Origin of the sequence: Streptomyces noursei (assembly GCF_001646665.1) — a bacterium.
Classification (GTDB): Bacteria; Actinomycetota; Actinomycetes; order Streptomycetales; family Streptomycetaceae; genus Streptomyces; species Streptomyces lavendulocolor.
In genome coordinates this window covers 143,961-164,500 of record NZ_LWBU01000169.1, presented here as the reverse complement: position 1 = coordinate 164,500, position 20,540 = coordinate 143,961, and the positions used below count along the sequence as shown (strand labels likewise).

At 71.9% G+C, this 20,540-nt stretch carries 16 protein-coding genes and 2 tRNA genes; 13 read left to right on the top strand and 5 right to left on the bottom strand.

Features of this window, described 5'->3' with window-relative positions:
• Position 1 precedes the first annotated feature (1 nt).
• The 3 genes from yidD to rpmH are packed head-to-tail and all read right to left on the bottom strand — an operon-like array spanning position 2 to position 855.
• Positions 2-328, bottom strand: a complete 327-nt coding sequence (yidD, locus tag A4V12_RS14445) for a membrane protein insertion efficiency factor YidD (RefSeq protein WP_064069735.1) — start codon at positions 326-328, stop codon at positions 2-4.
• Positions 325-696, bottom strand: a complete 372-nt coding sequence (gene rnpA / locus A4V12_RS34890; RefSeq protein WP_079137042.1) for a ribonuclease P protein component — start codon at positions 694-696, stop codon at positions 325-327. Before rnpA ends, yidD begins: the two co-directional genes overlap by 4 nt.
• A 21-nt stretch (positions 697-717) precedes the next feature.
• Positions 718-855, bottom strand: coding sequence for a 50S ribosomal protein L34 (rpmH, locus tag A4V12_RS14435; protein ID WP_018846094.1), 138 nt, complete (start codon positions 853-855; stop codon positions 718-720).
• A gap of 361 nt (positions 856-1,216) precedes the next feature.
• Between rpmH and dnaA the strand changes: the two genes are divergently transcribed.
• The 11 genes from dnaA (at position 1,217) to A4V12_RS14385 (ending at position 16,263) form a co-directional block, all read left to right on the top strand.
• Positions 1,217-2,989 carry a chromosomal replication initiator protein DnaA gene (gene dnaA, locus A4V12_RS14430; RefSeq protein WP_079137041.1) on the top strand — a complete coding sequence of 591 codons (1,773 nt, stop codon included), beginning with the start codon at positions 1,217-1,219 and terminating at the stop codon, positions 2,987-2,989.
• 1,125 nt (positions 2,990-4,114) lie between these two features.
• Positions 4,115-5,245: a DNA polymerase III subunit beta gene (gene dnaN / locus A4V12_RS14425; protein WP_064069732.1), complete on the top strand. Its 1,131-nt coding sequence runs from the start codon at positions 4,115-4,117 to the stop codon at positions 5,243-5,245.
• A gap of 139 nt (positions 5,246-5,384) precedes the next feature.
• A complete protein-coding gene (gene gnd / locus A4V12_RS14420; RefSeq protein WP_064069731.1) occupies positions 5,385-6,263 on the top strand; it encodes a phosphogluconate dehydrogenase (NAD(+)-dependent, decarboxylating) in 879 nt (292 codons plus the stop codon).
• A 58-nt stretch (positions 6,264-6,321) separates the two neighbouring features.
• The gene (gene recF / locus A4V12_RS14415) at positions 6,322-7,440 is read left to right on the top strand and encodes a DNA replication/repair protein RecF (RefSeq protein ID WP_064069730.1); all 1,119 of its coding nucleotides are present in this window, start codon (positions 6,322-6,324) and stop codon (positions 7,438-7,440) included.
• Positions 7,422-7,982: a DciA family protein gene (locus tag A4V12_RS14410; RefSeq protein ID WP_079137053.1), complete on the top strand. Its 561-nt coding sequence runs from the start codon at positions 7,422-7,424 to the stop codon at positions 7,980-7,982. The genes recF and A4V12_RS14410 overlap by 19 nt, the downstream gene beginning before the upstream one ends.
• 597 nt (positions 7,983-8,579) lie before the next feature.
• Positions 8,580-10,652: a DNA topoisomerase (ATP-hydrolyzing) subunit B gene (gyrB, locus tag A4V12_RS14405; RefSeq protein ID WP_064069728.1), complete on the top strand. Its 2,073-nt coding sequence runs from the start codon at positions 8,580-8,582 to the stop codon at positions 10,650-10,652.
• Positions 10,653-10,693: 41 nt separating this feature from the next.
• Positions 10,694-13,396 carry a DNA gyrase subunit A gene (gene gyrA / locus A4V12_RS14400; RefSeq protein WP_064069727.1) on the top strand — a complete coding sequence of 901 codons (2,703 nt, stop codon included), beginning with the start codon at positions 10,694-10,696 and terminating at the stop codon, positions 13,394-13,396.
• 3 nt (positions 13,397-13,399) lie between these two features.
• On the top strand, positions 13,400-14,038 hold the full coding sequence (locus A4V12_RS14395) for a DUF3566 domain-containing protein (RefSeq protein WP_423563337.1): 639 nt from the start codon (positions 13,400-13,402) through the stop codon (positions 14,036-14,038).
• 71 nt (positions 14,039-14,109) lie between these two features.
• Positions 14,110-14,183: transfer RNA gene (locus A4V12_RS14390), tRNA-Ile, on the top strand.
• A 170-nt stretch (positions 14,184-14,353) separates the two neighbouring features.
• A complete protein-coding gene (locus tag A4V12_RS34875) occupies positions 14,354-14,488 on the top strand; it encodes a DLW-39 family protein (protein ID WP_003958712.1) in 135 nt (44 codons plus the stop codon).
• A gap of 377 nt (positions 14,489-14,865) precedes the next feature.
• Positions 14,866-16,263 (top strand): hypothetical protein, encoded by a 1,398-nt coding sequence (locus A4V12_RS14385; RefSeq protein ID WP_064069725.1) that lies wholly within the window; start codon positions 14,866-14,868, stop codon positions 16,261-16,263.
• A gap of 30 nt (positions 16,264-16,293) precedes the next feature.
• Here A4V12_RS14385 and A4V12_RS14380 read toward each other — a convergent pair whose 3' ends face one another.
• Together A4V12_RS14380 and A4V12_RS14375 are read right to left on the bottom strand one after the other, a co-directional pair.
• Entirely contained in the window at positions 16,294-17,775 is a 1,482-nt protein-coding gene (locus tag A4V12_RS14380) for a serine/threonine-protein kinase (protein ID WP_064069724.1), read from the bottom strand.
• A 50-nt stretch (positions 17,776-17,825) separates the two neighbouring features.
• Positions 17,826-18,374, bottom strand: a complete 549-nt coding sequence (locus A4V12_RS14375) for a helix-turn-helix domain-containing protein (protein ID WP_064069723.1) — start codon at positions 18,372-18,374, stop codon at positions 17,826-17,828.
• A gap of 151 nt (positions 18,375-18,525) precedes the next feature.
• On the opposite strand from A4V12_RS14375, the gene A4V12_RS14370 reads away from it, so the two are divergent.
• Together A4V12_RS14370 and A4V12_RS14365 are read left to right on the top strand one after the other, a co-directional pair.
• Positions 18,526-18,598 (top strand) — tRNA-Ala (locus A4V12_RS14370).
• A 281-nt stretch (positions 18,599-18,879) separates the two neighbouring features.
• Positions 18,880-20,520 carry a hypothetical protein gene (locus A4V12_RS14365; protein WP_064069722.1) on the top strand — a complete coding sequence of 547 codons (1,641 nt, stop codon included), beginning with the start codon at positions 18,880-18,882 and terminating at the stop codon, positions 20,518-20,520.
• The last annotated feature ends 20 nt before the right edge of the window (positions 20,521-20,540 follow it).

Below are 20,540 nucleotides of genomic sequence, written 5' to 3'. Positions count from 1 at the left end.
ATCAGGCTCCTTGAGCATGGGGCGGGGTCTCTGCGGCCGGGCTCGTCTCGGCGGAGGGCCCGCCCTTGCCGCCGCGCAACGCGTCGCGCAGCATTTCGTGCCAGCGCGGGCGCTTACGAGGGGGAACATGGTCCACGCCGCCCGGCGACCACGGATTGCACCGCAGGATGCGCCAGGCGGTCAGGGCTGTGCCCTTGACCGCGCCGTGCCGGTCGATGGCCGTGAAGCCGTAGTGGGAGCACGACGGGTAGTACCGGCAGACGGGTCCCAGCAGCGGGCTGATCGTCCACTGGTACAGCTTGATCAGAGCCAGCAGCGGGTACTTCATCGCGCGCCCCCTCCCAGCAACCGCTGAAGGGCGGCGTCCAGGTCTTGGGCCAGCTGTGCATGGTCGGCGTCGCCCGCTCCGGGCAGCGCTCGTACTACCACCAGGCTACCGGGGGGCAGTGCGGGCAGCCGGTCGCGTACCAGGTGGCGAAGCCTGCGCTTCACCTGGTTACGGACGACGGCGCCACCCACGGCCTTGCTGACGACGAAACCCGCACGTGTCGGGGGAGCGGTCTCCCCTGACGCGTGCGGGTCCGTTGCACCGCTTCTTAGGTGGACGACGAGGAGCGGGCGGCCGGCCCGGCGTCCTCGGCGTACCGCGGTCGCGAAGTCCTCGCGCCGCCTCAGCCGATTCTCGGTAGGCAGCACGTCATGACCTGTTAAAAGCGATCAGGCGGACAGGTTGGCGCGACCCTTGCTGCGGCGGTTCGCCAGGATGGCGCGGCCGGCGCGGGTACGCATGCGCAGACGGAAACCGTGGGTCTTCGCGCGACGACGGTTGTTCGGCTGGAAGGTGCGCTTGCTCACTCGGGGGCTCCAGAAATGATTCGGGTGGTGGCGGGACATCGCCTGGCTGTCACCGTGCGCCCACGAGTAGCTCGCAATACGCCCGAGTGCACCGCTTTCACGATCACTGACCGTGATCTTTGCCCATCGGAGGCAGGCGGCAGCAGCCATCGACAACTCGACCTGGTTACGGTACGCGCGGCTACGCCATCCGGTCAAACCGGCGCCGAGCCGTGGTCCACTATGCACAGGCTGTGGACAACAACTTGAACCACGCGAGCCGCCGCGACTACCGTGGCTGAACTCGGATTCCTTTCCTGCCTGTCCTTCCATCCCGTCCCGAGAACCACACATTCGTGGGACCTGTGAGAGAGCGTGCCTTGTGGCTGACGTACCTGCTGATCTTGCCGCAGTGTGGCCACGAGTGCTGGAGCAGCTCCTGGGGGAAGGCCAGCAGGGCATCGAGCCGAAGGACAAGCAGTGGATCGAGCGCTGCCAGCCGCTGGCCCTGGTGGCGGACACCGCTCTCCTCGCCGTCCCCAACGAGTGGGGCAAGCGGGTCCTGGAAGGCCGTCTCGCCCCGCTGATCAGTGACACGCTCAGCCGGGAGTGCGGCCGCCCCATCCGGATCGCGATCACCGTCGACGACTCGGCCGGCGACCCGCCGCCCGCCCCGCAGGCGCCCGGCAGGCAGCACCAGCAGCAGCCGCAGCAGCCCCGCTACGACGAGCGGCAGCAGGGCGAGGCGTACGACAAGCCGTACGAGAAGTACGACGGCTACGGGCACCGGCCGATGCCCGACGACGGCCTGCCGACCGTGCGCCCGGCCTACCCCGACTACCAGCAGCAGCGCCCCGAGCCCGGCTCCTGGCCGCGCAGCCAGGAGGAGCTCTCCTGGCAGCAGCAGCGCCTGGGCGGCTTCCAGGAGCGCGACCCCTACGCGACGGCCCGGCCCCAGCAGCCGCACCACGACTACCGCGGCCCCCAGGCGCCCGAACCGTCCCCGTACGACCAGCAGCGCGGCGACCGGCGCGACCTCCCCGAGGCCCCCGGCCAGCAGCGCCCCGGCGGCGGCGCGACGAGCGGCGCCGCGGCGGGTGCCGGCGGGCGCCCCGGCGAACCGCACGCGCGGTTGAACCCCAAGTACCTCTTCGACACCTTCGTCATCGGATCGTCCAACCGGTTCGCCCACGCGGCGGCCGTGGCGGTCGCGGAGGCGCCGGCGAAGGCGTACAACCCCCTCTTCATCTACGGGGAGTCGGGGCTCGGCAAGACCCACCTGCTGCACGCGATCGGGCACTACGCGCGGAGCCTCTACCCCGGGACCCGGGTGCGGTACGTGAGCTCGGAGGAGTTCACCAACGAGTTCATCAACTCGATCCGCGACGGCAAGGGCGACACCTTCCGCAAGCGCTACCGCGACGTGGACATCCTGCTCGTCGACGACATCCAGTTCCTGGCGAGCAAGGAGTCGACGCAGGAGGAGTTCTTCCACACCTTCAACACGCTCCACAACGCCAACAAGCAGATCGTGCTGTCCTCGGACCGGCCGCCCAAGCAGCTGATGACCCTGGAGGACCGGCTGCGCAACCGGTTCGAGTGGGGTCTGACCACCGACGTACAGCCGCCGGAGCTGGAGACGCGGATCGCGATCCTCCGTAAGAAGGCGGTGCAGGAGCAGCTCAACGCCCCGCCGGAGGTGCTGGAGTTCATCGCCTCCCGGATCTCGCGGAACATCCGCGAGCTGGAGGGCGCGCTGATCCGGGTGACGGCGTTCGCGAGCCTCAACCGGCAGCCGGTCGACCTCGTCCTGACCGAGGGCGTCCTGAAGGACCTGATCCCGGGCGGCGAGGACGCCGCCCCGGAGATCACGGCGGGCGCCATCATGGCGGCCACCGCCGACTACTTCGGGCTGACGGTCGAGGACCTGTGCGGGTCGTCGCGCAGCCGGGTGCTGGTGACGGCCCGGCAGATCGCGATGTACCTGTGCCGGGAGCTGACGGACCTGTCGCTGCCCAAGATCGGTGCCCAGTTCGGCGGCCGCGACCACACGACCGTGATGCACGCCGACCGGAAGATCCGGGCGCTGATGGCGGAGCGGCGCTCGATCTACAACCAGGTCACCGAGCTGACCAACCGCATCAAGAACGGCTGACGCCCGGCCGGAGCACCCATGGAGCCCCGCCGCGGGGCGGCCGACACCGGTCGCCCCGCGGCGGGGGTTTCCGCGTGCCCGGGCGTCCGCCTGTGGAGCGGCCGGGGGGGTCGGGGACCCGGGGCCTGGGGCCCGGGCTTCCGGGGGCCGGCGACCGGAGACGGGGCCCAGGGCTCCAGGGCCGGCGGAGGACCGGCGGGCGGCGCCGGGCGGCTCGGGGCCGTCGTTCTCGCACCGGGGCCCGCGCGGGTGTGCAGGACGCGTCAGGACCACACGTGACGCGCGGCGGCGCGTGCACAGGCGGTGGAGAGGCCCTCGTGGCCGCGCCGGAAGGCGGTGGAAACCGCGTGGGGAGCCGGTCCCGGGCGGCTGTTTCCGTGATCCGCGCCCCGCCCCGGAGCCCGAGCTGTTCGAATAGTTCGGTCGGTCACCGGGTTCTCCACAGTTCCGGGCCCGAACCCGGGTCCACAGGCTGGGGACTGCCGAGTTGTCCAGACGGCATCCACAGGGTGGGGTGGGGAGATCATGTCACCGCAGGTCAACGGCTTGGGGATTTGTGGCTGAGCGTCCTCCACAGCCTGTGGACGCAGCGCTCGTCCACAGGGCGCCTTCCCGGTTGTCCACCGGCGGCCCACAGGAGCCGGTCGGTGATCCACAGCTTCTCCACACCGCTGTCCACTGTTCGGCAACGAAACGCGCGGCCTCACCGCGCCGAGTGAAAGCCGTCACACCAAGGGGGTCGGTTGGCCTGTGGGGAAGCTGGGTAAAACTGGGGACGGCGCTGGGGAGAAGTGGGCCCCTGCTGTGCATCGGGTGTGCAGAACTTTCCCGCGTCCACAGAAAGGGCCGGTTGTCCACCGGTACCGCCCACAGGCGCGGTGGACAAAAAACAGACCGTGACCTGGGCGAACGGGGTTATCCACGGTTTCCACAGGCCCTACTACTACTCCCACTCAGAGTTACCGGTGAATCCGCTTCGAAGCGGGGCCTGTGCACAACTCGGCGCCGGAGCCCCGGGTGCCTCTCGCCGCGACTTGACCCCGAGCCGCACCGACTGTCGGCGGCGTGCGTCAGACTGGTTCCCGCAGTCGAGATACGAGCCAGCAACAGCAGGAGGCGGTTCCGGTGAAGATCCGGGTGGAGCGCGATGTACTCGCGGAGGCGGTGGCCTGGGTGGCCCGCAGCCTCCCGGCCCGTCCGCCGGCGCCCGTACTCGCGGGCCTTCTGCTGAAGGCCGAGGACGGCGCGCTGAGCTTCTCCAGCTTCGACTACGAGGTCTCGGCGCGGGTCTCGGTCGAGGCCGAGGTCGAGGAGGACGGCACCGTCCTGGTCTCCGGCCGCCTTCTCGCCGACATCTGCCGCGCCCTCCCCAACCGGCCGGTGGAGATTTCCACAGACGGTGTACGGGCGACCGTGGTCTGCGGGTCCTCCCGGTTCACCCTCCACACCATGCCTGTGGAGGAGTACCCGGCGCTTCCGGAGATGCCGACCGCCACCGGCACCGTCCCCGGCGAGGTGTTCGCCTCCGCCGCCGCGCAGGTCGCCATCGCGGCCGGCCGTGACGACACGCTGCCCGTCCTCACCGGCGTACGCATCGAGATCGAGGGCGACACGGTCACCCTGGCGTCCACCGACCGCTACCGCTTCGCGGTCCGCGAGTTCCTGTGGAAGCCGGAGTCCCCGGACGCCTCGGCGGTCGCCCTGGTGCCCGCCAAGACCCTGCTGGACACCGCCAAGGCGCTGACGAGCGGCGACACGGTCACGCTGGCGCTGTCGGGCTCCGGCAAGGGCGAGGGCCTGATCGGCTTCGAGGGCGCCGGACGGCGGACCACCACCCGCCTGCTGGAGGGCGACCTCCCGAAGTACCGCACGCTTTTCCCCACCGAGTTCAACTCGGTCGCGGTGATCGAGACGGCCCCGTTCGTCGAGGCCGTGAAGCGCGTGGCGCTGGTGGCCGAGCGGAACACCCCGGTCCGGCTGAGCTTCGAACAGGGCGTGCTCATCCTGGAGGCCGGTTCCAGCGACGACGCACAGGCTGTGGAGCGGGTCGACGCCCAGCTGGAGGGCGACGACATCTCGATCGCCTTCAACCCGACGTTCCTGCTGGACGGCCTGAGCGCGATCGACTCCCCGGTCGCCCAGCTGTCCTTCACCACCTCCACCAAGCCGGCGCTGCTGAGCGGGCGCCCGGCCGTGGACGCCGAGGCGGACGACGCCTACAAGTACCTGATCATGCCGGTGCGGCTGAGCGGCTGAGCCCGCTGTGGGGACGGTGCGCCTGAGTGGCTGATCATGCGCCTGATGAGCGCCTGACCCCACAGGTGTGCGCCCGCGTCCGGGCGTAGGCTCGGACGCGGGTACGAACTCTCCGCACACAACGATTGAGGATTCTCTGATGGAGCTCGGTCTCGTCGGTCTCGGCAAGATGGGCGGCAACATGCGCGAGCGCATCCGCCGCGCCGGCCACACCGTCGTCGGATACGACCGCAACCCCGACCTCGCCGACGTCCACAGCCTCGAGGAGCTCGTGGGCAAGCTCAAGGGCCCGCGCGTCGTCTGGGTGATGGTCCCGGCCGGTGCCGCGACCCAGTCCACCATCGACGAGCTGTCCGAGCTGCTCTCCCCCGGCGATGTCGTCGTCGACGGCGGCAACTCGCGCTGGACGGACGACGAGAAGCACGCGGCCGAGCTGAGCGAGAAGGGCATCGGCTTCGTCGACTGCGGCGTCTCCGGCGGTGTCTGGGGCCTGGAGAACGGCTACGCCCTGATGTACGGCGGCGACGCCGAGAACGTGGCGAAGGTCCAGCCGATCTTCGACGCGCTGAAGCCCGAGGGCGACTTCGGCTCCGTCCACGCGGGCAAGGTCGGTGCCGGCCACTTCGCGAAGATGGTCCACAACGGCATCGAGTACGCGATGATGCAGGCCTACGCCGAGGGCTGGGAGCTGCTGGAGAAGGTCGACTCCGTCACCGACGTGCGCGAGGTCTTCCGCTCCTGGCAGGAGGGCACGGTCATCCGCTCCTGGCTGCTCGACCTGGCGGTCAACGCGCTGGACGAGGACGAGCACCTGGACCGGCTGCGCGGCTACGCGCAGGACTCCGGCGAGGGCCGCTGGACCGTGGAGGCCGCCATCGACAACGCGGTCCCGCTGCCGGCGATCACCGCGTCGCTGTTCGCGCGGTTCGCGTCCCGGCAGGACGACTCGCCGCAGATGAAGATGATCGCCGCGCTGCGCAACCAGTTCGGTGGCCACGCGGTCGAGTCCAAGAAGTAGATCCACAGGCTGTGCACCCGGCGGTGCACGGCATGCCGGGGGAAGGTCGGCGCACATCATGCACGTCACGCATCTGTCGCTGGCCGACTTCCGCTCGTACGCCCGGGTCGAGGTCCCTCTCGACCCGGGCGTCAGCGTCTTCGTGGGCGCCAACGGGCAGGGCAAGACCAACCTCGTCGAGGCGGTCGGCTACCTGGCGACGCTCGGCAGCCACCGGGCGTCGTCCGACGCGCCGCTGGTGCGGATGGGCGCCGAGCGGGCGATCGTCCGGGCGGCGGTCCGGCAGGGCGAGCGGTCGCAGCTGGTCGAGCTGGAACTCAACCCGGGGCGGGCGAACCGGGCCCGTATCAACAGATCGTCCCAGGTCAGGCCCCGTGACGTGCTGGGGATCGTCCGGACGGTGCTGTTCGCGCCGGAGGACCTGGCCCTGGTGAAGGGCGACCCGGGCGAGCGGCGGCGCTTCCTGGACGAAATGATCACGGCGCGCTCGCCCCGCATGGCGGGTGTGCGGTCCGACTACGAGCGGGTGCTCAGGCAGCGCAACACCCTGCTGAAGTCGGCCGCCATGGCGCGGCGGCACGGCGGCCGCTCCATGGACCTGTCCACGCTGGACGTGTGGGACCAGCACCTGGCGCGGGTCGGCGCGGAGCTGCTGGCGCAGCGCCTCGACCTGGTCGCCACGTTGCAGCCGCTGGCGGACAAGGCGTACGAGCAGCTGGCGCCGGGTGGCGGTCCGGTGGCACTGGAATACAAGAGCGCGGTGCCCGGGGCGCACGGCCGGGAGGCCCTGTACGAGGGGCTGCTCGCCGCCATGGCCGAGGTGCGCAAGCAGGAGATCGAGCGCGGCGTCACGCTGGTGGGCCCGCACCGGGACGACCTGGTGCTGAAGCTGGGCGAGCTCCCCGCGAAGGGGTACGCCAGCCATGGCGAGTCCTGGTCGTACGCGCTGGCCCTGCGACTGGCCTCGTACGACCTGCTGCGGGGCGAGGGCAACGAACCGGTGCTCGTGCTGGACGACGTCTTCGCGGAGCTGGACGCGCGGCGCCGGGAGCGGCTGGCGGAGCTGGTCGCGCCGGGCGAGCAGGTGCTGGTCACGGCCGCGGTCGACGACGACGTGCCGGGCGTGCTGGCCGGTGCGCGGTACGGGGTGGCGGAGGGATCGGTGGAGCGGCTGTGACGGCGGAATCCCTGCCGGAGCCGTCGGTTCCGGAGTCGTCGGGTGTCGACCTGGCGCGGGTCGCGCTGCGCGCGGCGAAGGAGCAGGCCAAGGCGCGCGGAGCGGCGGCGCAGCAGAAGAAGCAGGCGCGGCGGGGCGGCGGCCTGCGTTCCGGCGCGCGGGCGGACGGGCGCGACCCGCTGCCGCTGGGCGCCGCCATCAACCGGCTGATCACCGAGCGCGGGTGGGAGACCCCGGCGGCGGTCGGCGGCGTGATGGGGCGGTGGCCGCAGATCGTGGGCGAGGACCTGGCGAAGCACTGCGTGCCGCTGCGGTACGACGAGGACCCGGACGAGCGGGTGCTGACGGTGCAGTGCGACTCCACGGCGTGGGCGACGCAGCTGCGGCTGCTGGCCCCGCGGCTGGTGGCCCGGCTGAACGAGGACCTCGGCCACGGCACGGTCCGGGTCATCAAGGTGCTCGGACCGGGTGCGCCCCGGCGCGGATACGGCGGCCCCCTGCGGGCGCCGGGCAGCCGGGGCCCGGGCGACACCTACGGCTGACGGGCCCTCGCCGGGGGCGGCCGCGCGGTGCCGCCGCCGCCCGCACCCCCCCGCGGTGCCGCCGCCCGCAACCCGCGCCGCCCGCGCCGCCCCGCAGCCGGGCGCATCACCGCGGGCTCGGATCACCGCCGGCTCGGATAACCGCGGGCTCACATGCGCGGACCGGGGCGGTGCCTCCCGTCCCCCCTTTACCGCGGTACCCGCCCACCGGACAGCCCCTTCTCCTGTACGGGCCGGCCACCTCTCCCGTACCGGCCGGCGCCCCCCGCCCCCACCGCCGCTCCGCTCCATGCGCATCCCCTTCCCACCCCCCTGCCCGGGTCCCGAGGGAGGGGTGGGGAGGGAGGTCGCGGTGAGGTGGTCGTCACCGTTGCTGGAGGTTGACATGCCGAAGCGCTGAGTGGCGGTGTGAGGCTCCTGGAGCCCCTCCCCGGATATGGGGAGTCGGTCGGCGCCGGTTCAGGGCGGCACATGCGGACTCAGGTACCGGCAAGCCCCCATTAATGTCAGCGCTACCGGTAGACTGGTAGGTAATCCCGCCCACTGCGGAACATGTCGAACGACGCAGCCGCTCCCGGATGCCCCGAGAGACGGCTTGTGCTGTGCCAGAAAGGGCGCTTCGTGGCCGATTCCGGCAACCCCAACGAGAACATTCCGTCCACTGCCGCCGGCGAGAACGGCGAGGTCACCTCGTCGTACGACGCCAGCGCGATCACCGTCCTCGAGGGTCTGGACGCGGTTCGCAAGCGTCCCGGCATGTACATCGGCTCGACCGGTGAGCGTGGACTCCACCACCTCGTACAAGAGGTCGTCGACAACTCCGTCGACGAAGCCCTGGCAGGGCACGCGGACACCATCGACGTGACCATCCTCGCGGACGGTGGCGTCAGGGTCGTGGACAACGGCCGCGGTATCCCCGTGGACATCCACCCCGTCGAGAAGAAGCCGGCCGTCGAGGTCGTCCTCACCGTCCTGCACGCGGGCGGCAAGTTCGGCGGCGGCGGCTACGCCGTCTCCGGCGGTCTGCACGGCGTCGGCGTCTCGGTCGTGAACGCCCTGTCGACCCGGGTGTCCGTCGAGATCAAGCGCGACGGCTTCCGCTGGACCCAGGACTACAAGCTGGGCGTGCCCACCGCCCCGCTCGCCAAGCACGAGGCGGTCGAGGACTCCGGCACGACCGTCACGTTCTGGGCCGACCCGGACGTCTTCGAGACGACCGAGTACTCCTTCGAGACGCTCTCGCGCCGCTTCCAGGAGATGGCCTTCCTCAACAAGGGCCTCCGGATCACGCTGACCGACGAGCGCGAGTCGGCCAAGGCGACGATGAACGCCGACGACCCCGACGCCGCGGAGACGGTGGAGGAGGCTCCGGCGCGGACGGTCTCGTACCACTACGAAGGCGGCATCGTCGACTTCGTCAAGTACCTGAACTCGCGCAAGGGCGAGCTCATCCACCCCACGGTCATCTCGGTCGAGGCGGAGGACAAGGAGCGGCTGCTCTCCGTCGAGATCGCGATGCAGTGGAACTCGCAGTACACCGAGGGCGTGTACTCGTTCGCGAACACGATCCACACCCACGAGGGCGGTACGCACGAAGAGGGCTTCCGCGCCGCGCTCACGGGTCTGGTCAACCGGTACGCGCGCGACAAGAAGCTGCTGCGCGAGAAGGACGACAACCTCACCGGCGAGGACATCCGCGAGGGCCTGACGGCGATCATCTCCGTCAAGCTGGGCGAGCCGCAGTTCGAGGGCCAGACCAAGACCAAGCTGGGCAACACCGAGGCCAAGACCTTCGTCCAGAAGGTGCTGCACGAGCACCTGTCCGACTGGTTCGACCGCAACCCGAACGAGGCGGCGGACATCGTCCGCAAGGCGATCCAGGCCGCCACGGCCCGCGTCGCGGCCCGCAAGGCGCGCGACCTGACCCGCCGCAAGGGCCTGCTGGAGTCCGCCTCGCTGCCGGGCAAGCTGTCCGACTGCCAGTCGAACGACCCGGCCAAGTGCGAGATCTTCATCGTCGAGGGTGACTCCGCCGGCGGCTCCGCCAAGTCCGGCCGGAACCCCGAGTTCCAGGCCATCCTGCCCATCCGCGGCAAGATCCTGAACGTCGAGAAGGCGCGGATCGACAAGATCCTCCAGAACACCGAGGTCCAGGCGCTGATCTCCGCCTTCGGCACCGGTGTGCACGAGGACTTCGACATCGAGAAGCTCCGCTATCACAAGATCATCCTGATGGCGGACGCCGACGTCGACGGCCAGCACATCAACACCCTGCTGCTGACCTTCCTCTTCCGCTTCATGCGGCCGCTGGTCGAGGCCGGGCACGTCTACCTCTCCCGCCCGCCGCTGTACAAGATCAAGTGGGGCCGGGACGACTTCGAATACGCCTACTCGGACCGCGAGCGCGACGCGCTCGTCGAGCTGGGCAAGCAGAACGGCAAGCGCATCCGCGAGGACTCCATCCAGCGCTTCAAGGGTCTGGGCGAGATGAACGCCGAGGAACTGCGCATCACCACCATGGACCAGGACCACCGGGTGCTCGGCCAGGTCACGCTGGACGACGCCGCCCAGGCCGACGACCTGTTCTCGGTGCTGATGGGCGAGGACGTGGAGGCACGGCGCTCGTTCATCCAGCGCAATGCCAAGGACGTCCGCTTCCTCGACATCTGAGTCGGTCTCAGCTGACCGTACGAAAGGACTGAAGACCAGCAATGGCCGACGAGAACACCCCTGACACCCCCGACACCCCTGTCGTCGTGACGCCCGAGGCGGAGCCCCCGGTACCCGGCGTGGGCCTCCGCGTCGAGCCCGTCGGGCTCGAGACCGAGATGCAGCGCTCGTACCTCGACTACGCGATGTCCGTCATCGTGTCGCGTGCGCTGCCCGACGTCCGGGACGGCCTCAAGCCGGTCCACCGCCGCGTGCTCTACGCGATGTACGACGGCGGCTACCGGCCCGAGAAGGGCTTCTACAAGTGCGCCCGCGTCGTCGGTGACGTCATGGGCACGTACCACCCGCACGGCGACTCCTCCATCTACGACGCGCTGGTCCGCCTGGCCCAGCACTGGTCGATGCGCATGCCGCTGGTGGACTCCAACGGCAACTTCGGTTCCCCGGGCAACGACCCGGCCGCCGCCATGCGGTACACCGAGTGCAAGATGATGCCGCTGGCCATGGAGATGCTCCGGGACATCGACGAGGAGACCGTCGACTTCACGGACAACTACGACGGCCGCAACCAGGAGCCGACGGTCCTGCCGGCGCGCTTCCCGAACCTCCTGGTCAACGGCTCGGCCGGTATCGCGGTCGGTATGGCGACCAACATCCCGCCGCACAACCTGCGCGAGGTCGCCGCCGGTGCCCAGTGGGCGCTGGAGCACCCCGAGGCCACCCACGAGGAGCTCCTGGACGCGCTGCTCGAGCGCATCAAGGGCCCCGACTTCCCGACCGGCGCCCTCGTCGTCGGCCGCAAGGGCATCGAGGAGGCGTACCGCACGGGACGCGGCTCCATCACGATGCGCGCGGTCGTCGAGGTCGAGGAGATCCAGAACCGCCAGTGCCTGGTGGTCACGGAGCTTCCGTACCAGGTCAACCCGGACAACCTGGCGCAGAAGATCGCCGACCTCGTCAAGGACGGCAAGATCGGCGGCATCGCCGACGTCCGTGACGAGACGTCCTCCCGGACCGGCCAGCGGCTCGTGATCGTCCTCAAGCGGGACGCGGTCGCCAAGGTCGTCCTCAACAACCTCTACAAGCACACCGACCTCCAGACGAACTTCGGCGCCAACATGCTGGCGCTCGTCGACGGTGTGCCGCGCACCCTCTCGCTGGACGCGTTCATCCGCCACTGGGTGACGCACCAGATCGAGGTCATCGTCCGCCGTACGCGCTTCCGCCTGCGCAAGGCCGAGGAGCGGGCGCACATCCTGCGCGGTCTGCTCAAGGCGCTGGACGCGATCGACGAGGTCATCGCGCTGATCCGGCGCAGCGACACCGTCGAGGTCGCGCGCGAGGGCCTGATGGGCCTGCTCGAGATCGACGAGATCCAGGCCAACGCCATCCTCGAGATGCAGCTGCGCCGCCTGGCCGCCCTGGAGCGCCAGAAGATCGTCGCCGAGCACGACGAGCTCCAGGCGAAGATCAACGAGTACAACGCGATCCTGGCGTCCGAGTCCCGCCAGCGCGGGATCGTCAGTGACGAGCTGGCCGCGCTGGTGGAGAAGTTCGGCGACGACCGCCGCTCCAAGCTCGTGCCCTTCGACGGTGACATGTCCATCGAGGACCTGATCGCCGAGGAGGACATCGTCGTCACCATCTCGCGCGGTGGCTACGTGAAGCGCACGAAGATGGACGACTACCGCTCGCAGAAGCGCGGCGGCAAGGGCGTGCGCGGGACGAAGCTCAAGGAAGACGACATCGTCGACCACTTCTTCGTCTCCACCACGCACCACTGGCTGCTGTTCTTCACGAACAAGGGCCGGGTCTACCGCGCCAAGGCGTACGAGCTGCCGGACGCCGGCCGCGACGCCCGCGGTCAGCACGTCGCCAACCTGCTGGCCTTCCAGCCGGACGAGCAGATCGCCGAGATCCTGGCGATCCGCGACTACGACGCCGCTCCGTACCTGGTGCTCGCCACCAAGGCCGGCCTGGTGAAGAAGACGTCCCTGAAGGACTACGACTCGCCCCGCTCCGGCGGCGTCATCGCCATCAACCTCCGGGAGACGGAGGACGGCAGCGACGACGAGCTGATCGGCGCCGAGCTGGTGTCGGCGGAGGACGATCTGCTGCTCATCAGCCGGAAGGCGCAGTCGATCAGGTTCACCGCGACGGACGAGGCGCTGCGTCCCATGGGTCGTGCGACCTCGGGCGTGAAGGGCATGAGTTTCCGCGAGGGTGACGAGCTGCTCTCGATGAATGTGGTCCGGCCCGGTACGTTCGTGTTCACCGCGACGGACGGCGGGTACGCCAAGCGGACCGCCGTCGACGAGTACCGCGTCCAGGGTCGTGGCGGCCTCGGCATCAAGGCTGCCAAGATCGTGGAGGACCGCGGGTCGCTGGTCGGCGCGCTGGTGGTCGAGGAGACGGACGAGATTCTCGCCATCACGTTGTCCGGCGGTGTGATTCGTACGCGAGTCAACGAAGTCAGGGAGACGGGCCGTGACACCATGGGCGTCCAACTGATCAACCTGGGCAAGCGCGATGCCGTCGTCGGCATCGCCCGCAACGCCGAGGCCGGTCGCGAGGCCGAAGAGGTCGAAGGCGTCGACGTGAGCGACGGGGCCGACGACATCGACGGTACCGACGCGACCGAAGAGGTTGTAGAGGTCGTAGACACCGAGGCCACCGCAGAGAGCGGGGCCGCGGCCGACGCAGCCGGGGGCACGGAGCCTTCGGCCGGGGAGCACGAGGAGTAAAGCGTGAGTAAGGCCACGGGCGCCGGATCGGCCGCTTCCAAGAAGAGCGGTGCCCGTGGCCCTGCCACGGACTCCCAGGGGGTTACGGTGACCACGTACGACGAGGGCCCGCTGCCCTCCGAGCGGCCCGCATCCGGGCAGCAGGCGGCGCAGCCGTACCACCCGCCGCAGGCGTACGCCACGCAGGGCGGCGGCACCATCGGCGGAAACGCCACGGGCACCACGGGCGGCGCGATGCGCCGGCCGCGTACGGGCGCGAAGACCACGCCCCGTACGCGCAAGGCACGGCTGCGGGTGGCCAAGGCCGACCCGTGGTCGGTGATGAAGGTCAGCTTCCTGCTCTCCATCGCGCTGGGCATCTGCACGGTGGTCGCGGCGGCGGTGCTGTGGATGGTCATGGACGCCATGGGCGTCTTCTCGACCGTCGGCGGCACGATCAGCGAGGCCACCGGCTCCAACGAGAGCAACGGCTTCGACCTGCAGTCGTTCCTGTCGCTGCCGCGCGTGCTGGTCTTCACGTCGGTGATCGCGGTCATCGACGTGGTGCTGGCCACGGCCCTCGCGACGCTGGGTGCCTTCATCTACAACCTGTCCGCGGGGTTCGTCGGCGGTGTCGAGCTGACGCTCGCCGAGGACGAGTAGCGGATTTGGGAAGACGCCGCCCCGTGCGCTAATCTTCAGAGGTCAGCGCGGGGCGGCAAGCCCAGTGCGGAGGGGCTATAGCTCAGTTGGTTAGAGCGCATCCCTGATAAGGATGAGGCCACAGGTTCAAATCCTGTTAGCCCCACAGCCACGATCGGCCCGGACGGAGACCACTCCGCCCGGGCCGATCGCTTTGTACGCGGCCGGGGGCCGGGGAGTGCGCGGGGTGGGGGCGTAGGTCACCGATCGGTATCGGTCGTGTGTATAGTCGGGCGCCAGAAGGTCCCCTACGCCAAGGAAAGACGAGGTCGCGCGGTGAAGAAGCTCCTCCTGGTCGCACTGGCCGCCATCGGCGGGCTCCTCGTGTACCGCCAGATCCAGGCGGATCGCGCCGAGCAGGATCTGTGGACGGAGGCGACCGACTCCGTGCCCGCAGGTTCCGGTGTGTAACTCGCACGCAAGCAGTCTGCGTATGGGCCCCGGCCGCTGAGAAGCGGCCGGGGCCTTTCGCTGTCCCCGGGCGTACCGCTACCGGACCCATGGGGAGTTTCCCCTGGCAAACATCTCGCTTGCAGTGGCAAAGTAATCGGGGTTCCGGTGAGCGCCGGAGCGGCGGGCGGGACGATTCGCCCGGGTGCGCAGACAGCTGTGGGACGTGCGGGGCAGGATGGACCGGCGGGACGGCCGGGGCCGGTCCGAGGGCGGCCACCGGCCGCGCGGGTCGCGCGGCTACGGGTGCGTCGCCGCCCGGCACCGCGGCGGTGAGGGGCAGCCGGCCGGCGGGGCGGCGGGGCGGCGGTCGTGGAGAGGACGAGGGGAAGCGCGTGATGAGGCGGAGGGGTGCCCGGGGCGGCCGGGCGATGCCGGTCGCGTCGGCGGTACTGGCGGCGGGGTGCCTGACGGCGGCACCGCCCGCCCAGGCGTGGGCCGCACCGGCGGGCGCGGTGCCGTCCCGGGCGGCGGACGCGGGAGGCGACGGCGCCGGGAGCGGCGCGGCGGGCTACGCCTTCGCCGACGGCATCGAGCGGATCCGCGGCACGGCGACCACCACGGGCGCGCCGGCGCTCGACGAGGACGGCACGTACCGGGACGCCATCAAGAAGGGCGCCAAGCTGACCTACCGCCTGGACCTGGACGCGCGGACGAACGCGTACGTCTCCGCCGTCGCCGTTCCGGGACCCGGCAGCAAGGTCGGCACCTTCGACAGCCTGAAGGTGTCCCTCCAGGACCGCAACGGCTACGACTGCAGCTCCAACGAGTCGCGGTTCGGGTCGGCGGAGTTCCCCCGGCCGATCGCGGCCTACGCGCACCGGACGATGGACCGGTCCCGCTCCTCCTGCCAGGAGGCCGGCCGGTACTACGTCGTCGTCGAGCGGCGCGGCGAGGGAGCCGCCCCGGACGCGTGGGACCTGGAGATCCGGCACCGGCTGGAGCCCCGGCCCAAGGCGGAGGGCCCCACCGCCGCCCCCGAGAACTGGCCCAGCGCCCCGCCCCCGGCACCGGCCGGCGGGCCGCGGGAACGCGCCGGCGGCGCCGGGTTCGCCGACGCGACCGGCCTCACCGAGGGCGAGTGGACGGACCGGATCGAGCCGGGGCAGTCGCGGTTCTACCGGGTGCCGGTGGACTGGGGGCAGCAGCTCTTCGCCGGCGCCGACCTCGCCAGCTCGTCCGGCGGCGGCTTCGTCGTCAGCGCGCTCGACGTGACGCTGTTCAATCCGGTGCAGGGCGTGGTCGACGGCTCCCACTCGCTCTCGTACGACGGGAAGCAGAAGTCCGCCGACCTCGAACCGGTGCCGCCGGTGAAGTACGAGAACCGCTTCGACTCGAGCGCCCGGTTCACCAACACCCGCTTCGCGGGCTGGTATTACCTCCGCGTGAGCCTGAGCCCGCGCGTGGCCGAGGAGTTCGGCAGGAAGCCGTACGGGCTGACGCTGCGCATCAACGTGGAGGGCGCGCCCCAGGCGGGTCCGGGGTACGCCGGTCCCGCCGGGATCTTCGACGTCACGGATGCGGACCAGGACGCGGCGGCGGACGGTCGCAGCGGTACGGAGGCGGCGGCACCGGACGGCACGATGCGGCTGGTGGCCGCGGCCGGCATCGGGACCGGCACCGTGCTCGTCCTGGGGCTGGGCGTCTGGACCCTGCTGGCGCGCCGGCGCGCGGCCCGGGCGGAGGCGCCCGGCGGTACGGGACCGGCGCACCACGGAGCCCCCACGGTCTGGTGACCGGGGAGCGCGGGGCGGCGGCGGGCCGGGTCAGACCCGGGTGAGCGCCCAGATCCCGACGGCGAAGCAGACCAGGGCCACGAACAGCACCGGGACCGTCACCTTCGGGGGCGGTCCCGGCCGCTTCGGCGCGGCCGGCCGCTGTTGGGCGGGCACCGGCGGGACGTGGCCGGTGTACTGACGGGTGGGCGGCGTGGACCCGGGCGCGGGGGCGACGGCGGCGGTCGGGGCGTGCGGGTGGTCCGGCGCCGGGGCGGCGGCGTGCTGGGGGGAGACCGTGGGTACGGGCGTGGGCGCGGGCGCGGGTACGGGCGCGGGGGTGCTGCCGGGTGCGCCGAACACGCCGAAGGGCGCGGGGTGCGCGGGGTGCGCGGCCTCGGAGGACGGGGCCGGTGGCGCGGACGCGGCGGCTGCGGGGGGAGCGGAGGACGGCGGGGCCGGGGGCGCGGACGCTGTGGCGGCGGGGAACGCGTCGGGGGACTGCGGGCCGGGGGACGGGGAGTGCGCCGCGGGAACGGCCGGCTGCGTGGGCTGCCGGGGCGGTGGGGCCAGGTGGAAGCTGCCCGTCTCCGACGCGGACGACGGCCACCCCCCGTCCGCGGAGGGCCGGGCCTCCGGCTCGGGGGCGGGCTTCGGCGGACCCTCGGGGCCGAAGCCGTCCGGGAGCGGGCCGATCTGGTCGAACACCTCGACCGGTTCCTCGTCGGCCGCCGGCTCGGGCAGCATCTCCACCGCGGCCGTCAGCGCCTTGCGCGCGCCCGTCGCCGTACGGAACCGGGCGCCCGGGTCGGGCTGGAGCAGACCGGCGAGGACCTGCCACAGCGGCTCGGGAACGCCCTGCGGGGCACTGGGCGTCCCGTACGCCGCGAAGTGCTCGACCAGGGCCCGCGAATCCGGTTTCCGCCCCTCCAGCAGGTACAGCGCCACCAGGCCGACGGCGAACAGGTCCGCCGGGAAGTCGGGCTCCGCGCCCATCATCTGCTCGGGCGCGAAGTAACCCGGCGTACCCACCACGTAGTTGGTCTCGGTCAGCCGGGGTTCGCCCTTGCGCATGGAGATGCCGAAGTCGGACAGCCGCAGGTGCGGCCGCCCGGTCCCGGTCGCCTCCAGCAGGATGTTGGCCGGCTTGATGTCGCGGTGCACGACCCCCTCCGCGTGCACCGCGGCCAGTCCGGACAGCAGTTGGTCGAGCAGGGTGCAGACGAACCGGGGCGGCAGCGGGCCGTAGTCGCCGATGACGTGCGCCAGCGACCCGCCGGTCACCAGGTCCATGGTGAACAGGACCTTGTCGTCGTCGGCCGCCCAGCTGGCCGGCGCGAGGACGTGCGGGTGGTCGATCCTCAGCGCCTGCTCGCGCACGAAGCGCAGCAGGGCGTGCGCGTCGCTCTGCTGGAGGACCTTGGCCGCCACGTAACGGCGCCGCCGGTGGTCCCAGGCCCGCCAGACGGCACCGACACCACCCCGGCCGATCGGGTCGATCAGCTCGTACCGTCCGGCGAAGACCTCACCCATCGCGCTGCGCCCGCTCCCAGTTGCCCGTTCCGGTGGTCTGTCCTGCTCGATCAGCTCTGGTGCGACTCGTAGTGGGCGACCGCGTCCGCGGTGCGCCCGGCGCCGTACACCCGGAGGAACTCTGCCAGTTCGGGATGGGTCGGGGCGAGGGAGTCGGCGGCGTCGATGATGTCGCCGGCGGCCGCGACCGAGCGGAGCAGCGACTGGATCTCGCGCACCACACGGCGGACGGTCGGCGCCCCGGAGCTGTTCGCCGTCTGGCTGGTGCCCGTGAGCACCGAGCCGCCCTGGGACTTCTTGATCTCGTCCATCCGGTCGGTCGCCTCCACCGCGCTGACGCTGCCGTCCGCGACCTGCCCGGCCAGTTCCTGGAGCGCCTGCACGCGCTGCACCACGGCCGGGTTGCCGATCTTGGCGCGCTGGCCGCTCATCAGCTGGGACAGCATCGGAGCAGACAGTCCGAGCACCGCGGCGAGACGGGCCTGGTTGAGGCCCAGATCGTCGATGAGCCTACGGAAGAGCGCCCCCAACGGCTCCCCGTACCAACTGCGCTGAAGCTCTCTGGCTCTCGCGGTCGCTTCCTGCTGTGCTGCATCCATTGCGTCTCCCCATCGCTTCGGTTCGCTGCTGCGAACCTCGTCCAGCATCTTACGGAGAGTGGTTGTGGACCGGGAGTCCCAAACCTTTTGCGGGACACCCCCCGGCACCCGGTACTCTGGTCTGCGGCACGTGCCGTGAAGCGGCCGTCCCGGGGCCTTAGCTCAGTTGGTAGAGCGCTGTCTTTGCATGGCAGATGTCAGGGGTTCGACTCCCCTAGGCTCCACGCACGCACCAGACCCTCCGACCTCGGGCAACCGGTCGGAGGGGTCTTCTCGTCGCCTCGCCTCGCCCTCGGCGGCTCGCCTTCGTCGCCTCGCCTTCGTCGCCGGGCTCCCGTCGCGGTGGCTGCCTCTCCCGTCGCCGTGCCCCCCGCTCCCCTCCGCCATCGCGGTGCACTCCCGCACGGACAGCGCAATCGGCGGGCTCCCCGGCTTTCCGGCCCCCCGGCCGTGACGGACGCTGACGGGAGTCCGGGTACAACCGAGGACCGGAAGGACCCCCGCGATGGCGGTCAGGCCCAACCCCCGAACCAGAACGCTCCTCCTCTCCGCCGGGGCGCTGCTCCTGGCGGCCCACGCCGGCGGCTGGCCGCTGTCCGCCCGGCCGTCACAGGCCTTCGCCGACGGCGTGGGGCGTTCGGCGCTCGTCCTGTCCGTCACCGTCAACAAGAAGACGCCGCGGCAGGCCGAGCGCATCGGCGTCCGGGTCGGCCACCTCGTCGTCAAGCGGTACCGGCTGACCAACCGCTCGGGCGCCGACCTGCACCGCGTCACCCTCACCGACCCTTCCGTACCGGGCGGGGCCCTGCGCTGCCCGCGCGGGCAGGGCTTCTGGATGCGCGGCATGAGCACGGTCACCTGTACGGCACGCTTCAGCGCCGCCCCGGGACGGCACAGCGCCACCGTGCGGGCCCGCGGGGAGATCCCCTCGCTCGGCATGCGCCCCGCCGCCTCCGTGGCGGCCGGCTACCGCGGCGTGGCCGGTGTCCTGGGGCTCGCGGTCACGGTCCGGGACGCCGTGGCGCCCCACGCGGTCGTCCGGTACACGATCAGCAACCCGGGCACCCACACGGTGCACGGCGCCCGGCTCGTCGACCCCGTCCTGGGGCGGGCCCCCGTCGACTGCGGCGGGCGGGCGGGGCCCCCGCAGGCGCTCGGGCCCGGGGCCGTCGCGGTGTGCGTCGCGCGGCTGAGCGGCCTCCGGCCCGGTACGTACCGGAGCACGCCCGAAGTGCGGGGCGGCGACCGGCTGTTCACCCTGGGCCCGACGTGTACGCGGCTCGTGCCGCCGCCGGCCCTGGTGGCCCGTGCGGCCGCCCCGTTCGTCGTACGGCCCCGTCCGGTGCCCCCGCCGCCGCCCGTCCGTGCGGTGCCTCCGCGGGGTGGTGGGGGTGGTGGCGGTGGGGGTGGGGGGGGGGGCGGGGTGGCTGTGCCTGGTGGTGGGGCTGGGGCTGGTGGAGCTGCTGGGGCCGGAGTGACGGTGGTGCCTCCTGGCGTGGTGCCCGGGACCGCCGGTGCCGGGGGTGCCGGGGGTGTCGCTGCCGGGGCGCCGGCCGTGCCCGGAGCACCCGGGACGCCCGGCGCCCCCGGCGCCCCCGGCGCCCCCGGCGCCCCCGGCGCCCCCGGCGCCCCCGGCGTCCCCGGGGCGCCGGCCGCCGGTGCCGGAGCCGCTCCGGGCGCCGCTGTTCCGGGGGGCACCACCCCGTCGGCCGCCGCTGGGGCCGCCATCCCCGGCCTCGTACCACCCGGCCTCGTACCACCCGGCCTCGTGCCACCCGGCCTCGTGCCACCCGGTCTCGTCCCGCCCGGCACCGCCGCCGCCCCCGGCGTCCCGCCCGGCGCAGGCCTCGCCCCTGGCACAGGCCTTGCTCCTGGCGCAGGCACCGCCGCCGCCCCCGGCATCGGCGTCCCGCCCGGCACCGGCCTCGCCCCCGGTACCGGCACCGGCGTCCCTCCCGGCACCGGACGCCCGCCCGCCGACCGGCGCGAGCGGTCGCGTACCGCCGAGAACCCCGGCGACCGGCACCTGACCGCGCGGGCACGGGGGTCTTACCGGCGCGACGACTCCACGAGCCCCGCCCTGTTCCTGCTGCTGCTCTTCCTCCCCGCGGCCGCACTCGTCGTGCTGGCCGGCCGCCGCCTGTGACGCCGATCCCCACCCGCACC

Coding starts and splice junctions, on each gene's coding strand:
- A4V12_RS14380 (WP_064069724.1), bottom strand. CDS start 17,775: ATGGGTGAGGTCTTCGCCGGACGGTACGAGCTGATCGACCCGATCGGC.
- A4V12_RS14385 (WP_064069725.1), top strand. CDS start 14,866: ATGAGGCGGAGGGGTGCCCGGGGCGGCCGGGCGATGCCGGTCGCGTCG.
- recF (WP_064069730.1), top strand. CDS start 6,322: ATGCACGTCACGCATCTGTCGCTGGCCGACTTCCGCTCGTACGCCCGG.
- gnd (WP_064069731.1), top strand. CDS start 5,385: ATGGAGCTCGGTCTCGTCGGTCTCGGCAAGATGGGCGGCAACATGCGC.
- A4V12_RS14375 (WP_064069723.1), bottom strand. CDS start 18,374: ATGGATGCAGCACAGCAGGAAGCGACCGCGAGAGCCAGAGAGCTTCAG.
- A4V12_RS14365 (WP_064069722.1), top strand. CDS start 18,880: ATGGCGGTCAGGCCCAACCCCCGAACCAGAACGCTCCTCCTCTCCGCC.
- yidD (WP_064069735.1), bottom strand. CDS start 328: ATGAAGTACCCGCTGCTGGCTCTGATCAAGCTGTACCAGTGGACGATC.
- gyrA (WP_064069727.1), top strand. CDS start 10,694: ATGGCCGACGAGAACACCCCTGACACCCCCGACACCCCTGTCGTCGTG.